The sequence below is a fragment of the Haliscomenobacter sp. genome, assembly GCF_965225875.1.
Taxonomy (GTDB): domain Bacteria; phylum Bacteroidota; class Bacteroidia; order Chitinophagales; family Saprospiraceae; genus Haliscomenobacter.
Genome location: NZ_CBDDBS010000003.1, coordinates 1,287,112 through 1,307,190 on the forward strand (window position 1 = coordinate 1,287,112; position 20,079 = coordinate 1,307,190).

At 46.0% G+C, this 20,079-nt stretch carries 18 protein-coding genes and 1 pseudogene; 11 read left to right on the forward strand and 8 right to left on the reverse strand.

The features are described from left to right. The first annotated feature begins 394 nt into the window (after window positions 1-394). From ACO08K_RS25445 to ACO08K_RS25455, 3 genes are all read left to right on the forward strand, one after another. Complete coding sequence (locus tag ACO08K_RS25445; RefSeq protein ID WP_421799302.1) at window positions 395-847, forward strand: nuclear transport factor 2 family protein; 453 nt, start codon at window positions 395-397, stop codon at window positions 845-847. A 77-nt stretch (window positions 848-924) separates the two neighbouring features. Then, window positions 925-1,227, forward strand: a complete 303-nt coding sequence (locus ACO08K_RS25450; RefSeq protein WP_421799303.1) for a DUF433 domain-containing protein — start codon at window positions 925-927, stop codon at window positions 1,225-1,227. Beyond that, a complete protein-coding gene (locus tag ACO08K_RS25455) occupies window positions 1,217-1,549 on the forward strand; it encodes a DUF5615 family PIN-like protein (RefSeq protein ID WP_421799304.1) in 333 nt (110 codons plus the stop codon). The genes ACO08K_RS25450 and ACO08K_RS25455 overlap by 11 nt, the downstream gene beginning before the upstream one ends. Before the next feature lie 91 nt (window positions 1,550-1,640). Here ACO08K_RS25455 and ACO08K_RS25460 read toward each other — a convergent pair whose 3' ends face one another. The 4 genes and pseudogenes from ACO08K_RS25460 to ACO08K_RS25475 form a co-directional block, all read right to left on the reverse strand. Beyond that, window positions 1,641-3,809, reverse strand: a complete 2,169-nt coding sequence (locus ACO08K_RS25460; protein ID WP_421800579.1) for a COR domain-containing protein — start codon at window positions 3,807-3,809, stop codon at window positions 1,641-1,643. A gap of 243 nt (window positions 3,810-4,052) precedes the next feature. Continuing rightward, a pseudogene (locus tag ACO08K_RS25465) lies at window positions 4,053-4,412 on the reverse strand (leucine-rich repeat domain-containing protein); the annotation flags it as partial. A 441-nt stretch (window positions 4,413-4,853) separates the two neighbouring features. Beyond that, window positions 4,854-5,558 carry a tetratricopeptide repeat protein gene (locus ACO08K_RS25470; protein WP_421799305.1) on the reverse strand — a complete coding sequence of 235 codons (705 nt, stop codon included), beginning with the start codon at window positions 5,556-5,558 and terminating at the stop codon, window positions 4,854-4,856. Between the two features lie 85 nt (window positions 5,559-5,643). Further along, window positions 5,644-6,321: a tetratricopeptide repeat protein gene (locus tag ACO08K_RS25475; protein ID WP_421799306.1), complete on the reverse strand. Its 678-nt coding sequence runs from the start codon at window positions 6,319-6,321 to the stop codon at window positions 5,644-5,646. 240 nt (window positions 6,322-6,561) lie between these two features. On the opposite strand from ACO08K_RS25475, the gene ACO08K_RS25480 reads away from it, so the two are divergent. Next, window positions 6,562-7,308, forward strand: coding sequence for a formylglycine-generating enzyme family protein (locus ACO08K_RS25480; RefSeq protein ID WP_421799307.1), 747 nt, complete (start codon window positions 6,562-6,564; stop codon window positions 7,306-7,308). 96 nt (window positions 7,309-7,404) lie between these two features. On the opposite strand, the gene ACO08K_RS25485 is transcribed toward ACO08K_RS25480, so the two are convergent. Further along, the gene (locus tag ACO08K_RS25485) at window positions 7,405-9,762 is read right to left on the reverse strand and encodes a T9SS type A sorting domain-containing protein (RefSeq protein ID WP_421799308.1); all 2,358 of its coding nucleotides are present in this window, start codon (window positions 9,760-9,762) and stop codon (window positions 7,405-7,407) included. A gap of 161 nt (window positions 9,763-9,923) precedes the next feature. Beyond that, window positions 9,924-10,421 carry a hypothetical protein gene (locus ACO08K_RS25490; RefSeq protein ID WP_421799309.1) on the reverse strand — a complete coding sequence of 166 codons (498 nt, stop codon included), beginning with the start codon at window positions 10,419-10,421 and terminating at the stop codon, window positions 9,924-9,926. Window positions 10,422-10,706: 285 nt separating this feature from the next. Here ACO08K_RS25490 and ACO08K_RS25495 point away from each other — a divergent pair, with 285 nt between their 5' ends. The 5 genes from ACO08K_RS25495 to ACO08K_RS25515 all read left to right on the forward strand — a co-directional run bounded on the left by ACO08K_RS25495 (window position 10,707) and on the right by ACO08K_RS25515 (window position 17,661). Then, complete coding sequence (locus ACO08K_RS25495; protein WP_421799310.1) at window positions 10,707-13,157, forward strand: outer membrane beta-barrel protein; 2,451 nt, start codon at window positions 10,707-10,709, stop codon at window positions 13,155-13,157. A gap of 33 nt (window positions 13,158-13,190) precedes the next feature. Further along, window positions 13,191-14,459, forward strand: a complete 1,269-nt coding sequence (locus ACO08K_RS25500; protein ID WP_421799311.1) for a serine hydrolase domain-containing protein — start codon at window positions 13,191-13,193, stop codon at window positions 14,457-14,459. A 223-nt stretch (window positions 14,460-14,682) separates the two neighbouring features. Next, entirely contained in the window at window positions 14,683-16,353 is a 1,671-nt protein-coding gene (locus ACO08K_RS25505) for a sulfatase (RefSeq protein WP_421799312.1), read from the forward strand. Window positions 16,354-16,454: 101 nt separating this feature from the next. Continuing rightward, window positions 16,455-17,366: a DnaJ C-terminal domain-containing protein gene (locus ACO08K_RS25510; RefSeq protein WP_421799313.1), complete on the forward strand. Its 912-nt coding sequence runs from the start codon at window positions 16,455-16,457 to the stop codon at window positions 17,364-17,366. Then, window positions 17,356-17,661, forward strand: coding sequence for a chaperone modulator CbpM (locus ACO08K_RS25515; protein WP_421799314.1), 306 nt, complete (start codon window positions 17,356-17,358; stop codon window positions 17,659-17,661). The genes ACO08K_RS25510 and ACO08K_RS25515 overlap by 11 nt, the downstream gene beginning before the upstream one ends. A gap of 69 nt (window positions 17,662-17,730) precedes the next feature. Here the strand turns inward: ACO08K_RS25515 and ACO08K_RS25520 are convergent, their stop codons facing one another. After that, window positions 17,731-18,000 carry a hypothetical protein gene (locus tag ACO08K_RS25520; protein WP_421799315.1) on the reverse strand — a complete coding sequence of 90 codons (270 nt, stop codon included), beginning with the start codon at window positions 17,998-18,000 and terminating at the stop codon, window positions 17,731-17,733. Between the two features lie 190 nt (window positions 18,001-18,190). Here ACO08K_RS25520 and ACO08K_RS25525 point away from each other — a divergent pair, with 190 nt between their 5' ends. Further along, entirely contained in the window at window positions 18,191-18,976 is a 786-nt protein-coding gene (locus ACO08K_RS25525) for a transglutaminase-like domain-containing protein (RefSeq protein ID WP_421799316.1), read from the forward strand. Between the two features lie 39 nt (window positions 18,977-19,015). Here ACO08K_RS25525 and ACO08K_RS25530 read toward each other — a convergent pair whose 3' ends face one another. Continuing rightward, complete coding sequence (locus ACO08K_RS25530) at window positions 19,016-19,390, reverse strand: hypothetical protein (RefSeq protein ID WP_421799317.1); 375 nt, start codon at window positions 19,388-19,390, stop codon at window positions 19,016-19,018. Between the two features lie 151 nt (window positions 19,391-19,541). Here ACO08K_RS25530 and ACO08K_RS25535 point away from each other — a divergent pair, with 151 nt between their 5' ends. Then, window positions 19,542-20,051, forward strand: coding sequence for a YdeI/OmpD-associated family protein (locus ACO08K_RS25535; protein ID WP_421799318.1), 510 nt, complete (start codon window positions 19,542-19,544; stop codon window positions 20,049-20,051). Window positions 20,052-20,079: the final 28 nt, after the last annotated feature.

A 20,079-nucleotide genomic window follows, 5' to 3' on the forward strand; every position in this document is an offset into this window, starting at 1 on the left:
TGTATTCGGAACTCATGTACTCAAAAAAGATTTTTTTGGTGAAGAGTTAAGCATACATGATTTTAGAGTTTTGAAGTGGGGAGGCAGCTTACAAATTAGGGTTCATTTGACGATGACAATTTAGGCGCTTCGCGCTTTTTTGAGGCTTCGCCGCTTTTTGCAAAAAGCGACGCAATGGGAACACGGATGCCACGGATGCCACGGATTAGAACGGATTTTGACTCACCTTCGGCTCGTCTTTTTCCGCCTGCGGCGGAAAAAAATCCGTTTTTATCCGTGGCATCCGTGTTGCCATCCTGTCGCTTTGGCTGAATTAAGCAGCGCGTTTGAATTTCTAAAAAACACTCCACCGAAGGTGGCTGCTAAACTTTTACATTTCTTCAATACCTCAATCATGACAAAAAAAATCTGTTTATCCCTCCTATTCCTCCTCTCCCTCACTTACTGCTTCTCCCAAAATCTGCAAAAGGACAGCTCAGCAATCCGGCAAGTGCTGACCAGTTTTTTTGAAGTTTTCACCAATCCGGACATGAAGCATTTTGACAACAACTGTGTCCCCAACTTTGAACTGTACGACATGGGTGAAATTTGGAACCGCGAGAGGGTTGCCAAATACGTCAAAGATAGTCAAAGCAAACCCAAAGACTGGACCCGTACCAACCGCTTCGAGTTCATCAAATTCAATTTCCGAAAAAATATTGCCTGGGTGAGTTACCACAATTATGCCGTCATCAACAACTCAAAAACCAATACGACGAGGAATATCCACTGGTTGGAAAGTATGATTTTGGAAAAGATAAAGGGGAAGTGGGTGTTGGTGCAGATGCATTCGACTTTGGTGGAATGAGGGGGCATTCATCCAAAACTCCTTGATTCGAGCTTTTTTGTTTGCTATTTTTTTGTAAATTTGAAAAAAACAAAAAAATGGAAGTTGTTTCCAAAAATTACATCTCCATTGATCCTGAGATTTGTAGCGGGAAACCGCACATTATTGGCCGCCGCATTACGGTGCCGCAGATTGCGATTTGGCACGAATTTATGGGCAAATCAGCCGATGAGATTGCTACAGAGTATGATTTGAGCTTGAGTGAGGTTTATGCAGGTTTGGTTTATTATTTTGATAATCGCCAAGAAATGGATGATTTGATTGCGGAAAGTGAAAGCTTAGTATCGGCTTTGATCCAAAACACTCCTTCTAAAATCAAACTAAGCAATAGTGCCGCGTAAAATCCGCTTTTATTTGGATGAACAGGTCAGCAAATCGATTCAATCAGGCTTAGCTCGGCGGGGTATAGAAGTTTTGACTTCCAAAGAAGCAGACATGTTAGGTACTTCCGACCTTGAGCAACTTGCATTTTGCGAGCAAAATGATTGGGTTATTTTTTCTCAGGATGATGATTTTCTGAAGTTGCATGCTGCTGGCCATAATCACAATGGCATTGTTTATGCCCGCCAAAGAACTTCAATTGGATCTATTATTCAGGGATTGCTGCTGATCTATCAAGTTTTGGATATGGATGACATGGAGAATCATGTTGAATACATTTGATAAGATTAGAGGAGGCAGATGAACTCGACTTTGGTGCATTGAGTTGTGTTCTCCGATGAAGGATTTTTTGAGTGGAGCGTGACTGAATAGCTTACCCCATCTTATTCCGCATTTTTTCAAGCTGCTCCTGCTTCCGCTGCTTTGCATTTGCCAGTGCGGGCCGCAAACGTTCCGATACTCTTGTCCAGGCATCATCGCGTTTGTTTTTGGCCAGGGAATTGATCCATTCTCCCGGCACCCCCTGGATTTCTGATAGCGGTAAATCCTGCCAATCCGTCTTCCGCCACATCACTGGAATGATTGCTTTTTCGCCTTTTTGATGTGCTTGCAAAGCCGCGCCAAATTCCGTTTGGTAACAAAAATCAGAAGCCACAAAATCGGCGCTGACCAAACAAATGACAATATCAGACTCGGCCATTTGCTGAAAAATCTCTTTGCGCCATTCCTCACCCGCATCGATGTCACGGTCGTCCCAAAGTTGGAGTTTTTGCAGACGTACAAGTGGCGACAGGGCGGTACGCAGTTCTTTGAGGGCATCTAAATCGTTATGGGAGTAGGAAACAAAGGCTTTGATGGGGAGTTGTTCTACCTCATCGCGCATGGCTGGATCTTCTACCCCAATCAATAATTCAGCAATGCTTACTCTCTTTTTCAGCTTTTTAACAAAGACTTCCGTTTCTCCAGCAGTTTCTGCTTCGACCAAATAACTATATTCTTCATAGTCATCACACCCAGGGATCGGGACCATTTCTTCAAATTCCAATTTCGTAAACCCTTCCACAATCTCCTTCAGCGTTTCGCGGATATAACTCAAAAAACGCCGTCGTTCCTCGCCACAAACTTCTATCCGAATTTTTTGGTCTTCCTTGTCCCAACGCACCCTGGCCAATGCCTTAAACACATTGGGCTTGTGCAAAATCATGCCCGTGCGCCAACGTTTGGCATCCTGGATAAAGGTATGCAACTTGACCATCAGGCGCGGAAAAATGCTGTCGGGCATAAAATCCGGAAAGTGGATCACAAACTGCAACATGGCCCCTTCCGCTTGCCAATCCGGCGCTGCCACGGGCAACAATTGTGGGATGACATAACTCCGGTTTTCCAACATAAAACACAACTCAAACTCCTCCATCACCCGCACAATGTAGTGCAGTTTGTCTTTGGGATAGTTAAACTGCCGCTCTGTCGTATCACTTTTTTGATAACGTGGATCGTTGATGACTGCGTCAAAGTCGCCTTCGCGCAGGATACCCTCATTTTCCACCACTTTGCTGGAGTTGATGATGCGGTATACCCCATTGGTCAACCAAAGGGGATTGAGGATTTGAGTATCAAAATATTGCAGGTTGCGGAAGTTGATCACCACACCCAGGTCGTGTAAAAACTGCAAGAGCACATCCTGGCTGACTTGCCTACTTACCCCTTTTTCAATGCATACTTTTTGGTATTCCGCTGAGCCAATGTAATCAGCCTCCATATTGGAAAAATGTTCCTTGACCGCCAGCCAGTTTTGGGGAAAAGGCGTCAGGCGGGTGGTGGCACCATCGATGGCCTCACGTAGGGCTTCTTTAAAATCTAAAAGCCCTCGGTCGTTTTCTGTTTTGCAGGATACCCGAAAAAAAGCTTTGATTTGCGGGTATTTTTCTTGTAAGGTTTTGCGCTCCACCTCAAAAGATGGATTTTCATCGATTTTATTCAAGACCACCAATACCGGAGAATTGCCTCCAAAACTGGCGGCGTGTTTGAGCCATTTTTCAGCCAGGTCGTCATTGCGGCTATTGAGCAAAAGTACATACACACTGCGTTGCGAAAGAAAAAACTGGTGGGTAGCGTGCATGACTTCTTGCCCGCCAAAATCCCAGAGGTGGGCGGTGACCTGATCGCCATCGTTCATCCCAAAAGGCACTTTGCGGATGCGGATGCCGTGGGTTTGGCTTTCTTTGCTGTCGAAGTCTTCGCCCATCAGGCGTTTGACTAACGAGGTTTTACCAGCAGAAGCTTCGCTGAGGAAGATAACTTTGACTTCGTTGAGTTTGCGGCCATCATCCCCGAGTTCTTCGAAGTAGTCGCGGACAGCTTGGGGAGAGTCTTTTGCAATTTCGACGGGGGGGCAGATGAGGGGCCAGTCTTTGACGAGGATAGCGGGGGCTGCAGCAATCTTGTCAGCATTTTCATTACAATGATCACTCCAGTCTTGCCATTTTACCGGTATATTGTTTTGAATTAATAAATAAACAGGAAATAAATCATTAATAGTCAAACTCTCACATCCAAGCTGACGTATGTTTTTTAAATTCCTAATCGGATTTAGATCAACAATTGGGTTTTCTTCAAAGAATAACCGAGTTAGTTTATTTAAATTAGTAATAGGTCCCAAATTAGTAATTTGATTACCATCGATAATTAATTCCTTTAAATCTTGGAGATTTGAAATAGGAGCTAAGTCATTGATCTCATTATGAGAGAAATAAAGTAAGGATATTTTTTTGAGATTTTTTATTGGGTTTAAGTCGCTGATTTGATCGAACGAACAGTCAAGTGAAGTCAGGTTACTGAGGTTCGCGATGGGGTTTAAGTCGCTGATTTGATCGAACGAACAGTCAAGTGAAGTCAAGTTGCTGAGCTTCGCAATTGGATTTAAGTCGCTGATTTGATTGCCTCCGCAGGAAAGCGAAGTCAAGTTGCTGAGCTTCGCGATGGGCTTTAATTCTCTGATTTGATTGTTCGAGCAGTCAAGCTCAGTTAGCCAAACCAATTCCTCCAATTCCTTCGGCAATTCTTTCAACTCGCAATTTGAAAGATCAAGCTCTTCCGCCTTACTTTTTTTATTCTCTCTAATCCGTTTAAAGGCTTTTTCCGACATGGTGCCTGATTTAGTTTTATTGACTAAAAGTATATTAGACTTGAGGCGAGTTAATTATCAAGGGATTGGGAGACCTTAGGCATTTCGACCAGCGGCAGCGCCGCCAAAACATCGATAGTTCAAGGAACGAAACTAGGTTTTAAGGTACGTAGTACCGGAACTTTTGCCTTTTATTCCGGTGCGCTGCACCTTAGATGCCTTGCTTGGCCTATGTGCTATCGACGTTTTGGCGGCGCTGCCGCTGGTCGTTGATCCTAAGGTCAGAACTTACTGATTACCAATTCGCCCAAAGTCTATTGTATTTTTTTGCTAAAATAAGCTAAAGCCTCATTACATGTCTAAAAAAATAGGCATGTTTTGAATGAAAATGAGCCTTGCTAGCCCACGTCCTTCCGACTTGCCACAGGTTCATGAAAATCTTTACAGAACCCTAGCCCAAAACTAATCCTTCCTAGGGCCCCCACACACAACTAATTTATAATAATCCGGTGCCAACATTTCAACCTTCTTTCCATACTCCACAGCCTTTGCCAAATTCTGGCTTTCTCCGGAAGCAAAATAATACTCCACCAAATAGGCATAAGCCGTGACCACATTCCTTTTAGTAGCCACATCCGTTTTATCAAAAGTAGGCTCCACCAATTCCAGGTATTTTTGGTAAAAAGGTTTGGCCCTGGTTTTTCGTTCATTGTCCATATCCAATGCCACATTGATTCGAGCACGAGTATACCAGCCTATGGCATAAGTGGGATTCAACTCATTCACTTTGGCATACATAGAATCGGCCATTGGGAAATTTTTAAGCTGCATCTGGCAATTGCCCATGTAGAAGTAATCCCTTTCGGATGGTTTTACCATTTGGATTTTTTCGAGGTAGGCCTCAAATGCTTGAGTGTAACTTTTGGCATCGTAGTACATTTTTGCAATTGTATCAAAAATGTCGGTGCGGCTGGGATCCAGGTCAAAAACCTTCTTGTAGCAGAGCATTGCCAGCTTATGGTCTCTTGATTTAGCGGCTTCTTGAGCCTGTTGGGACAATTGCTCAATGGCTCTTTGAACCGTTGAGGAATTTTCTAAGGTTTGTGCAAATCCGGTTTGAATAAGCAGAACCAGTGTAAACCATGATACCATTTTTTTCGCCAGCATAAGTTCAGGATTTTAATGAATTAACGATTTCTTCAAGGTTTTTCTTTTCATACATGTGAAAATGAGGAAATATTTAAAATTCCCTCTAGTCTCTATCGAAATAAGGATCCACTTTTTTAATTTTTTCCATGTATCCCAAAGCCTTGGGAATATCCTGGCTTTCCCCGGAAACAGCATAAAAGCGGGCCAAATATTGATAAGCATTGATTGCATTTACTTTGGTTCTTTGATCCGCATTGTCCAGATTTGGCTCTACCAATTCCAGGTATTTTTCATAAAAAGGCTGGGCTTTTGTTCTTGGTTCATTTCCTTCATCTAAAGCATCCTTGATTCGTGCTCGAGTATACCAGCCTATAACATAAGTGGGTTCCATCTCATTTATTTTGGCATACACAGAATCGGCCAAGGGGTAATTTTTAAGCCCCATATAGCTGTTTCCTATGTAGAAATAATCTTTGACCGTTGGAGAGACTTTTTGGGCTTTTTCACGGTAGATCTCCAATGCCAGATGGTAGTTTCTAGTTTTGAAATAAATTTTACCAAGCGTATCAAGAATTTCTGTACGACTTGGATCGAGGGCTAAAATTCTTTTGTAGCAACGAATTTCAAGTTCTAAGTTATAGCTTTTTGCGGCCTCTTTGGCTTGTTTGTAAAAGTGTACAATAGAGTCTTGAGCAGAGAGGGTGTTGCTTACAGTTTGAGCATGTCCTGCTCGGGATAGCAAAACCAGGGTGAAAAGTAGTACAATGTTTTTCACAAGCATAGCTGTACTTTTAATGAATGTAATATTATTGGATTGAATGAGGTCTATTACTTTAAATCCTAACATAAGTCATTGAAATAGCAATAAAAACAGAACAATTTAACAAAAAAATTGGGTAAACGAACCACGTCAAGCCCAAAATGCATGTTTTCTAACAACATAGCATCCATTTTAAGCCAAACAAGCATCCGAAAAACCCGTATTTTAGCCCTGGAAACCAAACTTTGACACCATCCAAACATGATACCTCCATCCCCTCCCCAAGACCCCTTCCATCTCGAAATGATCCTCATCCCTGGCGGTAACTTCGAGATGGGTGACATTTTCGGCGAAGGCCCTTACTGTGAACGCCCCGTGCACCAGGTAAAACTCGCCGATTATTACCTCTCGCGTTACCCGGTCACCCAAGTGCAATGGGTGAAACTGATGGGCAAAAACCCCAGTCGGGATCAATCCGACCCTCAATTGCCCGTGGTAGAGGTGACCTGGTACGAAATTCAGGCATTTTTAGAAAAACTGAGCCAGCTTAGTGGCCTCACCTATCGCCTGCCCAGCGAGGCTGAATGGGAATACGCGGCGCAGGAAAGGGGCCAAAAAATTCGTTTTGGCAACGGGAAAAACCAGGCCTCTGCCGAGGAGATCAACTTTGATGCCCAGCACAAAGACAATCAAACATTCGGTTTTGCCAGTACGGGTGAGAACCGCAAAAAACTGAGCCGGGTAGGCAGTTTTTCACCAAACACCCTGGGGCTATATGACCTGAGCGGCAATGTATGGGAGTACTGCGCGGATGTATGGCATGAAAGTTATTTCGATGGCCCCAAAGATGGCAGTGCCTGGGTGGAAGGCGGCGACCAAGATTTGCACATCATCCGGGGCGGATCCTGGAAAACGAGCGCGTACCATTGTCGCTGTACGCACCGCTCACGGGGGCTTCCTGAGTACCGCCTGGATGACCGGGGCTTTCGGTTGGCACGAACCGCGTAGGCGAACTGAAAATGTTGTTTCAACTGAAGTAAAATTGCCACTAGTCCCTGTCTCCCAAAATGAATTCAGTATCCACAAAACGAGTCAGCGGTTTCATCATCTCACAATAAGGCACTTCTCCGTTTTTGCGGTTCCATTTTTAAAGGTGATTTCAATCAAATAAAGACCTGGGTTTTGCAACAAAATTCCTGAGCGGAGGGCATCGCCAGACAAGGGCATTTTCCCACCATACTGGTTGTAAATGGCGATGGATTGGATCTCTTGGCCATCATGCTTAAGGTAAACCAAGCCAGTGGATGGATTGGGATAAATCATGGTTTGGGAAGAAACAATTTCATCAAGAGACGTACTCAGACAATTGGGATCCGATTTCTTCACGGGCTCGTTTTCCATTGTACTCAGCACCATACCACTATTCGCCGGAACGATCAGTTGGTATCCATCAGAGAGTCTGACCGAGGAAGCACTCACTTTAGGAAGGGTTAGACTAACTCCATCTCCCTGCTGATCCTCAGAATAAGTATAGCTGTTGAATGTAGCCAATCCACAATATGCGGGTATTTTGATGCTTATACATTTAGAGTGCCGTGTTTTGTTGACCAAGGCAAACGAAAAATGAGCTGAATTGCTGTCGGCAAGCATGATTTTTGCCCCGGTGATTCGAACCTCATCATCGGGTTGTGACATCATCAGGATTTCAGTTTTCCCTGCCGGAAAATATCGACTGAGTAAAGACCAAGTATAATACCATGGGCGAAGTTTCATGCCGCCATTGTCTCCGGCAACGTTCCACATTCCGGGATCTTTGCCGGCGCCATAGCCGTCTAATGCCCACATCAGTACGGCACTGTTTCCCGCTCTGGCCGCCTGAATGCCATAGTCTAAGGCGTTTAGGCCATACGCGTACCGGGTGGGGTTGTAAGGGCTGCCTACTTTGTTGAAGAAGTACCAGTAATCTACCCCATTGCCCGAAGCGCGATCGGGGGCCACTTCACTCAAAAAAATGGGCTTTGTAGCATCGATAGCACGAACCTTGGCAACATAGTCACGAAGGTAGGTTTCCAATCCTCCGCCCAGGAGCATTTGTGTGCCTGCATTTAAATAGTGGTGGTACTCATAAGCACTAAGTTCTAGAGGGTTGTACTGTGCCGCGTACTGCGTCCAATCATCCCATGAGTCGGCACCTACGAGCAGTTGGGTAGGCAGTTTATAAGCTGTCAGCTTTTTGTGCAGCTTTTTTATCATCAAAGACCAGGCGTCGAAGGAATAATAGGCCAATGGTTCATTGAGCGGCGCGTAGTATTTTATGTTTTTTAAGGCCTTGGTTTTTAGCAAATACTCGATTAAATCCGCCTGGAGGGTAGCAAATTTGTCCGATGTGATGAATGCATCATTGTTTTCAATGCCTGGACTTGTCAAAAGCGCTGGGTTCCAAATCCCCGTCATTACCGCTATACCTTCCGATTCATAGAACTTCAACATCCTGATGGCTTCCTGCATGTAGGTAGATTCCCAGGTATAGTCGCCTGCATTTCCGGATGGATTGAACCAGTCGCGGTAAAAAACAATCCTGACCAACCCTGGCCGCATCTGTTTGATCCGGCTCGTGGTGGTATTCCAAAGGTCAGTGTCCCAGGTCGTAAATCCTTGCTTGTTGCGCATGACCGCCTCCTGATTCCAGCCGAACCCCAGCCAATTCACATTGCTCACTTTGCCACTTGGGCTACTGGTAAAAAAGGCGCCTGGCAAACAATCTTCACTACAATCATTATCCACAAAGACGGTCACGGCAGCGGTACTTTTACACCCACTGTCCTTAAAGGTGGCAGTTACGGCGTAGGTAGTGCTCGAAGTGGGTTGGGCTACTATTCCGTAAGCGTTTTCGCCCGTACTCCACAAAAAATCTACATTCTGATAGTCAACTTTGGCCGTTAGGTCAATTTCTGCTCCAGGGCAAATTTGCAGGTCTGGCCTCAACTTCACGGTATAGTCGGGAATTACCTTCCATACTTCATTTTGTACCCATTGCCAGGTGCAAGTACCGATTTTTACTTGTGCGACATATTTGGTAGTCGTGGATAGATTGGCTTGGGGCGTGTAACTTTGGCCCGTAGCTCCCGCAATTGTCTCAAAAGGATTCATTTGTTTGGTAAGCGGGTTATAAGTTGATTTCAACCAGCGGTATTCTATCGGGCTGTTGCAGGTCGTATTGGGCAAGACCAAAAAAGTTATTGTGGTCGGTGTGTTATTTGGGGTGCATAAATTCGTTTCGGTGGTATTGGTATTTAGGCTTCCAGCATTTAAGCCATCACAGCATAAAGGGTTCTCTTTCTTATCTGTTGCAAGGGAGGTATTCAAATCTATTGTATTGTCTTTAAATGCCTTCCCGGCAAAACCACAATTAATCACCACAAATGCCCCTAAAAGGCAGGAGAGCATTAAGCGGCGCTTCATGATGGATCGTACCAAAATGGAAAAAAATGAATTGCTCATTTGTGAAAAGGTATACTTGGGAATGAGGGAGTAGTCCGAATGTGTTGCTCATGAGGACAGTAAAAAAGCTTCAAGAATGCAGGCCAATGCTCAAAACTACATAAATGTTCCTACTCCCCCACTCATTTCCCCTTCCTGAAATAATTGTCGCAGCCATCCACATAGCTGTCATTGAACTCCAGAACATCCTTACAAAACATAATCCGCCCCACTACCTGGGGCACCAGGGGCTCGGTTTTGATCAGGAAAAATTCCGGGTCACCGCGAAAAATTTTCCAGCGCGCTGTTTGGGTGATTTTGCCACTCTCTTTTACAATCAAGGTATGATCGGCTTTGAACTCAATGCTCAGGCATTTATAGTCTTCACCATTGGCTTTTTCGGTTTTCCAAAAACAACTGATGTACTCCCAATCCCAAACGCCGAGTAGGGCACTTTCGGTGGCTACCGAGTCTCTGGAAATGCTGCGGTGGCAAGACAGCAAATTGAGCTCCGCGGGAGGGGGAGCGGCGGGTTCATTGCAGGGGTTTTCTTCTTTTTCGGGAGCTGGCTCATCGGGATTGCAGTTCGCCAATACCAGGAACAAAAAAAGCGACAGGCTGAAAATGCGGTAGTGTGGCATAGAATTTTTTTGCAAAAGATACGCGATTTTGGATTGTTATACCACATTCAGTTGAGGGTATGACCAGATGGCACAACGCACCGTAGAGACGCACAGCCGTGCGTCTCTACAATCCAGCATCAACCATCAAGTTTCACATTGCCCGATTTTTTCATGCACTCAATTCAATTGGTTCTTGTTTGCTGGATTTTCCATGATTTCCAAAAAGTCTTTCTATTTTTGAAACGAAGTAATTTTTTGTTAAAGAGCTAAGAGCTTGTCTAAGGCTCTAATTCACCCGACATCATGCAAACCAAACACTTTCTGCTTTGTGTACTGATCAGTGCTGCCAGTACACTTTGGGGCCAAAGCACCTATCAACTACAGGGCAAAGTCGCCAATGCCCAAAATGCGCCGCTCGATCTGGTTGCCGTTTCCCTGTTGAGTTCAGCGGACTCCAGCATCCTCAAATCGGTTTACTCGGATGAAGATGGTAGTTTTGTATTTTCTGGGGTTGCCGCAGGCACTTATTTCATCAAGGCTTACCTACTGGGTTATGCCGAATACCAGGAAAAAAAACTGGTGGTAGAGGGCCAGGCTACAACCATTCAACTGCCCAGCATTCAATTGCAAGAAAGCATCAAACAACTCCAGGAGGTCACCATCGCCTCCAAAACGCCTTACGTCGAGCGCAAAATCGACCGCACCATTGTCAATGTTGACGCCTTGCTGGCCAATGCGGGCAGCAACGCCCTGGAGGCGCTTGAACGTGCACCTGGCATCGCAGTGGACCAGAATGGGGTGATCACGCTCAAAGGCCGCGCCGGAGTGGCCGTGTTCATTGACGACAAACCAACTTACCTGTCGGGCGCTGAACTGGAAAACTACCTCAAGTCCTTGCCCGCAGGCACCGTCAAACAAATTGAAATCATGACCAATCCGCCCGCCAAATACGAAGCAGCGGGCAATGCGGGGGTGATCAATATTGTCCTGAAAAAAAACCGGGCTCCGGGTTTCAATGGCAATACCAACCTCAGTATGCAACGTGGGCGATATACACGCAGCAACAACAGTTTGAACCTCAATTTTAACCAGAAAAAGATCAGCCTTTCGGCCAATCTCAACGGTGGTTTTCGCAACTCCTTCCAGGATCTGAACATCAATCGTTATTACAAAAACCCCGACGAGACGCCCAGCTCTTCTTTTGCCCAAAATTCCTTCATTGTTAAAACCGGGCAATCGGCCAATGCCAAACTCGGCCTGGATTATTACCTCTCCGAGCGCACGACCATCGGCCTGTCTGCCAAGGGTTTGTTCAGCCCCTCGGGTTCCAATACCGACAACAATGCCCAGGTAGCCGGTGCCGACCGCAATTTGCAGCAGTTTGTAGACGCCCTGAACCTGGACGATGGCAAATTCAACAATGGGACCTTCAATGCCTACTTCAAGCGGCAATTGGATTCCCTGGGCAGTAGCCTCACTGTAGATGCTGACTATGTGGTCTACGCCTCAAATCGCGACCAAGTCTTCAACAATTTTATCCTCAATCCCAGCAGGGTCTTGTTGTACCAGGATCGCATCAATGGCCAGTTGCCTTCCGACATCAGCATCTACGCCGCGAAGGCGGATTATGTTAAACCACTGGGTAAGGACGCCAAATTTGAGGCAGGGCTCAAATCGGCCTTCACCAAAACCGACAATGAAGCAGCCTACACCAACACCGTCGATGGCGTCACTACCCTCAACTACGACCTGAGTAACCGCTTTTTGTACGACGAATGGATCCACGCCGCCTACGCCAATTACTCCCGCAGCATCGGTCGCTGGGGAATCCAGGCCGGGCTTCGGGCCGAAACCACCAGTCTGAGCGGTGATCAGTTGGGCAACCCGGAGCGGCCCGCCAGCAGTTTCAAGCGCAGTTACACCAATCTTTTCCCCACCATTTACGCAACCTGGAACGCTGACTCATTGGGGCACCACGTGTTCTCCTTCTCCTTTGGGCGACGCATTGACCGACCTTATTTTCAGGATTTGAATCCTTTTGTGAGCCCCTTAGATAAGTTCACTTTTTATGCCGGAAACCCGAATTTGTTGCCTACCTACGCCAACAATTACTCCATCTCCCATTCGTACAAGGGCGTGCTCAACACCACCCTGAGTTACGCTAAAACCATCGACGGCATCAATGAAACCCTGGAAATTGTGGATGGCATTTATTACAGTCGGCCCGGCAACATCGCGACCAACCAAAGCTTCAACCTCGCCATGGATGCCGCCATTCCCGTCACTTCCTGGTACAACATCAACAGCAATGCTGAGCTGGGGTACCTGATTTTTGAGAGTAAATTGTATACCGAGCAACTCAACTCAAGTGGAACCTATTTTCACCTGGTGGCCAACAACAGTTTTCAATTGGGCAAAGGCTGGAGCGCCGATTTACGTGGCGAATACATGAGCGATATTGTGTATGCGCAGTTGCTGATCAAAAGTTGGGGAACCTTGAATTGTGCTTTCCAGAAAAAACTGTTCAAGGACGCAGCGAGCATCAAGCTGAGCATTAGCGACATCTTGTACACCCGCCGCGCCGACGGCATCATCAACAACCTGCGGCTGACCGATGCGGATTGGAACAGCACCATCGATACGCGCTCGGTGACCCTGGCCTTTTCGTACCGTTTTGGCAAAGCCACCAACAACCGGCCTAAACACTCGGGTTCGGGCTCAGAAAGTGAACAGCAGCGGGTGAAGAATACGTGATTTTTCAATACATTACACCTCAAACTCAAAACTATGTCGTCCTTCAAAAACTGCTTCCTGCTGATCATACTCAGCACTTTGACCTTCAGCCTTGGCGCGCAGGTTTTACAGCCCAATACCAAGCCCAACCCTAAGGTCAATTACGAACGGCTCAAGCGCATCGATGCTGTGGTTGAGGAATACGTTCAGCAGAATAAAATCATTGGAGCAGTCACTTTGTTGGTCAAGGACGGTCAGGTCGTGCAGCACCGCAGCTACGGCATCGATGACATTGAAAGCAAAAAGCCGATGGCCAAAGATGCCATTTTCCGCATCGCTTCACAAACCAAGGCCATCACCACGGTGGGCGTCATGCTATTGATGGAAGAAGGTAAAATCTTACTCAGTGATCCGGTTTCCAAATACATCCCCGAGTTTGCCAAGCCGGTCGTGCTGGCTACTTTTAATGAAAAAGACAGCTCTTATACCACAGTTCCAGCCAAGCGCGAAATCACGATTAAGGATCTGCTGACGCACACATCGGGTTTGGGTTATGCCGGGATTGGGTCACCAACCATGCAGGCCATTTACGCCAAAAACCGCATCACTGGCGGGGTGGGCGAAATGACCAATGAAATCGATGCGACCATGAAACGTTTGGCAAAGCTGCCATTGGAGGTGCAGCCCGGCGAAAAATGGAATTACAGTCTGAGTACTGATGTGTTGGGGCATGTCATTGAAATCATCAGCGGTATGGATTTGGAGACCTTTTTCCAAAAACGCATTTGTATTCCACTCGGGATGAAAGATACCTACTTCAATCTTCCTGCCGATAAACATGCCCGCCTGACTGCAATTTACACCCCCGACAGCACCGGGCGACTCAAAAAATGGGCAAATGGCCTGGGCATTCCAGCCGATTTTCCCAATATCAAAAAGTCCTATTTTTCTGGCGGTGGCGGCCTGGTCAGTACGGCTTATGACTATGCCATTTTCCTGCAAATGTTGCTCAACAAGGGAACTTACAACGGGGTAAGCTTGCTTTCGCCACGTTCGGTGGAACTCATGACCACCAATCAAGTAGGTTCACTTTACGGGAGTGGGGCCTTTGGTTTGGGCTTTCGAATTGTTACTCCAGCCATGTCTGATGAACTGAGCAACATAGGAAGTTATGCCTGGGGAGGAGCGTTTTCTACCACGTATTGGGTGGACCCAAAAGCACAGTTGATTGGTTTATTCATGACCCAGCAGTTTCCGGGTACTCCGGCTATAAGTGAATTACAAGGGAAGTTTAAGGTGGCAGTCTATCAGAGTTTGCGGTGATGCAGCGGTTCCGTTCTGTGTTAGCTGGTACAAGTCTCCAGACTTGTACCAATATCAACACGTCTCTGACGTGTCTATTCTCGATATTTTCGCGTTGCCTTTGCGTCAGAGACGCGGAAATGTTGGTACAAGTCTGGAGACTTGTACCAGCTAACAGCATAGTCGACCATTGTAATCAATCAGCTTTGGGTTAAACCTGCTCTTGCCAGTAAAATAATCGATCATGAAAATCAAAAATGCCACCCTCTTTCTTCTTCTTTTATTGTCTTGTAAAAATTTCCTTTTTGCTCAGGCTTTCGCTGAAAGGCCGAACATCCTCTGGATATCGGTGGAAGACATCAGTCCCTTATTGGGAGCGTACGGCGATAAAAGCATTCAGACCCCCAACATCGATCGGCTGGCCAGGGAAGGAATTACCTATACCAATGCATTTGCCACGGCAGGGGTATGTGCGCCCAGCCGGAGTTCCATCATCACTGGCATGTATCCGGTGAGCATCGGCACACAAAACATGCGCACCGGGCCTCATTATGCCTACCGGGAACCAGAGGCAGAGACCTACAAGACTTACATCAGCCTGAAAGACATTCGAGGCAGAAATGTACCAGAATATGCGGCCGTTCCACCACCTTTTGTCAAAGTTTTCACCGAGTACCTGCGGGCAGCAGGCTATTTTACCAGCAACGCCGCAAAAACGGATTACCAATTCAATTCACCCATTACAGCCTGGGATGAAATCGGTAAAGATGCGCATTACAAAAACCGCAGCGCCGGACAACCGTTTTTTGCGGTCTTTAACCACGAGATCACTCATGAGTCCCGGGTATTTATGAAGAAAGCTGACCCTATGCTGGTAGATGTCAACAAGGTAAGAATTCCAGCCTATTTCCCCGACCTGCCAGTGGTTCGTCAGGACCTGGGAAGGGTGTATTCCAATATTGTTGAACTCGATCAACAAATCGGTAAATTACTGGATGAACTGAGTGCCGCAGGGCTGCTGGAAAAAACCATTATCTTTTTTTGGTCGGATCATGGAGGCCCTTTGCTCAGACAAAAAAGGGCGGTAGGGAATTCCGGGCTCCGCGTTCCCTTGATTGTGCGCTTGCCAAATGGAGCGATGGCGGGTACCAAAGTTGAGAATATCGTTTCCCTCATGGATTTGGGGCCAAGCGTTTTGTCATTGGCTGGGATTGAACCACCTGCACACATGCATGGAAAAGCTTTCCTGGGCACCTTCAAAACGAAGACGCCCCATACTTTTGCTTTCGGTGCGGCGGACAGATTTGATGAGGCTGCGGATATGAGCCGCTCCGTGATCGACGGTCGTTTTGTGTACATCAGAAATTTCCGGCCGGAATTGCCCCTGATTTACCGGAATGCTTACCGGGAACAAATTGACATGACCCGCACCCTCATTGAAATGGATCAGCAAGGAAAACTCAGCGGGAATGCGGCCTATATTTTCATGAAAACCAAACCTGAGGAAGAGCTGTATGATCTGGCTAGCGACCCGGACGAGGTTCACAACATTGCGCACTTACCCGAGCAGCAGGCCAAATTGAAGGAAATGCGCGCTGCTCTGGGGGCCTGGCAGTTGGAAATTGGTGATCTGGGATTTATCCCCGAGTCTGATCTGGTCAATATGATGTGGCCGGGAATGGTACAACCCGCTACGGAGCAGGTGACCTTCAAAAAAGAAGCAAATCAACTTAGATTATCCTGCTCTACCGCAGGGGCCAGCATTGCTTACCAGTTAGACGACGAGATAGGTGGAAGCAAATGGCGATATTACCACAAACCCCTAGCTCTGGGGGAATTCAAAAAAATTGCCGCCAGGGCGGTTAGGATAGGCTACAAAACTTCCGCTGTTTCCTATTTGTTAGCAATGAAGTAAGTTAAGTTACAGCAATGCAGTGAGTTTTATCATTTACCCCTTGCTGCATTGTATGCATTTTCATTGCAACAAGTGAACCATACAAAATTTAAACGAACCAGATGGAATTCATTGATTATTACCAAATACTGGGTGTGCCCAAAACCGCTTCTGATGCCGAAATCAAAAGTGCTTACCGCAAACTGGCCAGAAAATACCATCCGGACTTAAATCCAAACAACAAAGAAGCAGAAAGAAAATTCAAAGAAGCCAACGAAGCCAATGAAGTATTGAGTGACCCCGAAAAAAGGAAAAAGTACGATGCCTACGGAAAGGACTGGCAGCACGCAGACGAGATAGAAAGAGCCAGACAACAACAACGTCAACAATCCCAACGGCAATCCGGCCGGCAATTCAGCGAAGAAGACTTTGCAGGCGGCGACTTCTCCGACTTTTTTGAATCCTTGTTTGGCAACCAGGCCAGAGGTGGAACGGGCAATCGGCAAAGCAGATTTAGAGGGCAGGATTTGCACGCTGAGTTGCAGCTCGACTTAATCGATGTGTACCATAGCCACCAGCGCACTTTAAGCGTGAATGGTAAAAATATCCGCCTAACCATACCGGCTGGGGTTGAAAATGAACAAACCATCAAAATTGCCGGGCACGGTACCCCTGGCGCGAATGGAGGCCCCAATGGGGATTTGTACCTCACTTTTTCGATTGCGGACCACCCGAAATTCAAAAGGGAAGGCAGCAATTTGTATACAACGGTAGAATTGGATTTGTACACCGCGCTGTTGGGAGGGGAAACAACCATCGATACCCTGGACGGAAAAGTAAAATTGAAAGTAGCGCCCGAAACCCAAAGTGGCACCAAAGTGAAATTAAAGGGCAAGGGGTTCCCAGTATACAAACAGGCCAATACTTTCGGCGATTTGTACCTTACCTATCAAGTCAAATTGCCTACCCAACTTAGCGAATCTGAAAAAGCATTGTTTAGTGAATTGGCCAAAATGAGAAGCAATGGAAACTAACAATTTGATCCAGCTTGCACAATTTTGCAGCATCCAAAATATAGATACGTCCTTCATCCTGGCCTTACAGGAATATGATTTGGTGGAACTGGTAGTCGTGGAAGAAATCCATTATTTACCAGTTACACAACTGCCGACGGTAGAAAAAATGGTGCGTTTGCATTACGAACTCGACATCAACTTAGAGGGCATTGACGCCATTGCTAGCTTACTGAAACGAATCGACGCCCTCGAACAAGAACTCATTGCGACCAAAAACAGATTGCGGGTATTTGAGCACGGCGGAGTTTGGTGAGCGATATAAAAAGTGGAGGCCAATAATGGTTTGCACAGATAGGTCTCCACTCTTGGGTGACATTTTTAATCAAAACATCAAATCTACCATCACTACCCCATTCTCCCGGTCTTCTCCTTCCACCTCAGCTACGGTAAAGTAAATGGCATATGCTTCGTCGTCCACTTCTTCACTTTCCATTAGGGGATCTTTTTCAGAATAGAGTATATCAAGTTCGTCACCAGCCTTGGGCAGGCCAGGATACAATTTTTCAATGCGCCAGGTCAATAGTTGAGCGCAATGGCCGATCATCTCTTCGGGCATTCCTGCTTCCTCGGCATTGGTTAGTACAATTTCCATGGGTTGTGTTTTGGGTGTTTAAAATACAGGAGCTAAAGGCTAAACCAAAGATAAAATCTTTTGCAATTTATCGGCTGCCCCTGGTCAAGGTAATTTAAGCTGCGGATAGCCTAGAATTGTTTACATTTACCCCTAACAGCATCAGTCTCTACTTCAACTACGCGCAAACAAACACAGCAAAAACTACTGCATGAAATTGAAAGTTACTTGCCAACTGGATTATCAAACACTCCAGAACGTCCCCTTGATTTTTTTATTGAGACTGCGATCAGGATTCAATCAAACGATTATTTCAGAGGAGTTTATCGTTGAACCAGCCGTACCCGTAAAGGAGTACCTGGATTTGTATGGAAATTACTGCCAACGCCTGCTGTCCCCAATTGGTCAATTTTCGATCAAAACCAGTGCATTGCTTGAAACAGCTTCATCGATTGAAGTTGATTTTAATGCAAATTTTGTATTGATTCAGGATTTGCCAGACGATATCCTGCTCTATTTGTTGCCAAGCCGTTATTGTGAGTCGGACAAATTGCTCGCAAAGGCTTCTGAAATCATTTATTATTTATCCACTGGTTATGAAATGGTGGAAGCCATTCGGCAATGGGTTAGGCTCAACATTCAATACGCGTACAATTACAGTACCCCTTCCACTTCTGCCATGGATACGCTGGATAGTCAAATTGGGGTTTGTCGGGATTTATCCCATTTGGCCATTGCCCTTTGCCGCAGCATCAATATCCCAGCGCGTTTTACAGTGGGGTACTTGCACAACTTAGAGCAGATGGACTTACACGCCTGGTTTGAAGCCTATTTGGGCGGCAAATGGTACACTTTTGATGCCACTCAGGAGCTTACTACCGGCGGAAGGGCTGTTTTGGCGTATGGCAGAGATGCTGCTGACGTAGCCACCACCACTTATTTTGGCGACCTACAACTGGATAGTATGTTTGTAGGCGTGGAACAAATTGAGGCTTAGGTGTTTTTGACGTTGTTACTATGCAGTGGGGCAAAATGATCACTTGTTTTTTTTATCGCCCTTATGACAAAACCAGGCCCAAAAAATGAATACAAACTGCACGGGCAATCTGATCAGGGCTGCTTGGTGGCTGCCTACTGCTGGGTTGCTCCTGAACACGTCAATCACGTGTAAGGGCAATAGCAACACCATCAACAAAAGGATGCCAAGCGTGGCATAATGCCGGAAACGGGGAATCATTGCACCAAGGCCAAGGCCAATTTCTACCACTCCTGCAGCAATATTGAGTTCGTCATTCAGCAAAAATTCAGGAAAAAACCCGGCATACATCAATGGATTCAGAAAGTGCGAAACACCTCCCAAAACCATGAGTAAGCCCAATAGAATCGTTAACACCAACTTAAAGATTTTCATTCGGTTTGATTTGAAGCACGATGTGTAAAGACAATAATGTTTTTAAAAGTAAGATAAAGTTTTGTGCAAAGATGCTTACAAGGGGTTTTTCTTTATTTGCCCTAGAATGAGTCCCTATAAAACTACATATCTTTGTGCCAAATCAAACACAATGTCCCAAGTACCCCTCGTCGACAATCAGTTTTTAATCGAAAAAAGGGCTGCGCAAAGTGGGTTTGACATGAGCAATTGGACTTATGTGATTATTCCCGGTATCCCTCCCGAATACAAAGCTCGCGGGGGCACCATTCGGGTACGTGGGTTTATTGATGCTTACGAACTCAAGCAATACAATCTGCTGCCCATGAAAGACCAGCGGATGTTTTTGCCCTTGAACGCGACCGTCCGCAAAAAAATTGGCAAAAAAGAGGGGGACTACGTCCATGTTGTTTTGTTTCACGATGTTTCGCCAGTCGTAATTCCAGAGGATATTTTGGCTTGTTTGCTGGATGCCCCTTTGGCACACCAGTTTTTTTCATCCCTTTCAGAAAGCAACCAGAAATACTACATTGACTGGATCGAGGGGGCAAAAAAAATGGAAACCAAGGTAGAAAGAATTCAAAAAGCCATTGAGCGTTTAGAGAATGGCTTGAAATTTTACGATTGGGTCAATCAGGAATAAACGCCCTACTCTATTTTGTCAAACAATC

Excerpts from the sequence above, each read along its gene's own strand:
- ACO08K_RS25530 (WP_421799317.1), bottom strand. The coding sequence starts at position 19,390 with ATGAAAATCTTTAAGTTGGTGTTAACGATTCTATTGGGCTTACTCATG.
- ACO08K_RS25495 (WP_421799310.1), top strand. The coding sequence starts at position 10,707 with ATGCAAACCAAACACTTTCTGCTTTGTGTACTGATCAGTGCTGCCAGT.
- ACO08K_RS25515 (WP_421799314.1), top strand. The coding sequence starts at position 17,356 with ATGGAAACTAACAATTTGATCCAGCTTGCACAATTTTGCAGCATCCAA.
- ACO08K_RS25510 (WP_421799313.1), top strand. The coding sequence starts at position 16,455 with ATGGAATTCATTGATTATTACCAAATACTGGGTGTGCCCAAAACCGCT.
- ACO08K_RS25470 (WP_421799305.1), bottom strand. The coding sequence starts at position 5,558 with ATGCTGGCGAAAAAAATGGTATCATGGTTTACACTGGTTCTGCTTATT.
- ACO08K_RS25480 (WP_421799307.1), top strand. The coding sequence starts at position 6,562 with ATGATACCTCCATCCCCTCCCCAAGACCCCTTCCATCTCGAAATGATC.
- ACO08K_RS25485 (WP_421799308.1), bottom strand. The coding sequence starts at position 9,762 with ATGAAGCGCCGCTTAATGCTCTCCTGCCTTTTAGGGGCATTTGTGGTG.
- ACO08K_RS25520 (WP_421799315.1), bottom strand. The coding sequence starts at position 18,000 with ATGGAAATTGTACTAACCAATGCCGAGGAAGCAGGAATGCCCGAAGAG.
- ACO08K_RS25535 (WP_421799318.1), top strand. The coding sequence starts at position 19,542 with ATGTCCCAAGTACCCCTCGTCGACAATCAGTTTTTAATCGAAAAAAGG.
- ACO08K_RS25450 (WP_421799303.1), top strand. The coding sequence starts at position 925 with ATGGAAGTTGTTTCCAAAAATTACATCTCCATTGATCCTGAGATTTGT.
- ACO08K_RS25525 (WP_421799316.1), top strand. The coding sequence starts at position 18,191 with ATGAAATTGAAAGTTACTTGCCAACTGGATTATCAAACACTCCAGAAC.
- ACO08K_RS25490 (WP_421799309.1), bottom strand. The coding sequence starts at position 10,421 with ATGCCACACTACCGCATTTTCAGCCTGTCGCTTTTTTTGTTCCTGGTA.
- ACO08K_RS25445 (WP_421799302.1), top strand. The coding sequence starts at position 395 with ATGACAAAAAAAATCTGTTTATCCCTCCTATTCCTCCTCTCCCTCACT.
- ACO08K_RS25505 (WP_421799312.1), top strand. The coding sequence starts at position 14,683 with ATGAAAATCAAAAATGCCACCCTCTTTCTTCTTCTTTTATTGTCTTGT.
- ACO08K_RS25475 (WP_421799306.1), bottom strand. The coding sequence starts at position 6,321 with ATGCTTGTGAAAAACATTGTACTACTTTTCACCCTGGTTTTGCTATCC.
- ACO08K_RS25500 (WP_421799311.1), top strand. The coding sequence starts at position 13,191 with ATGTCGTCCTTCAAAAACTGCTTCCTGCTGATCATACTCAGCACTTTG.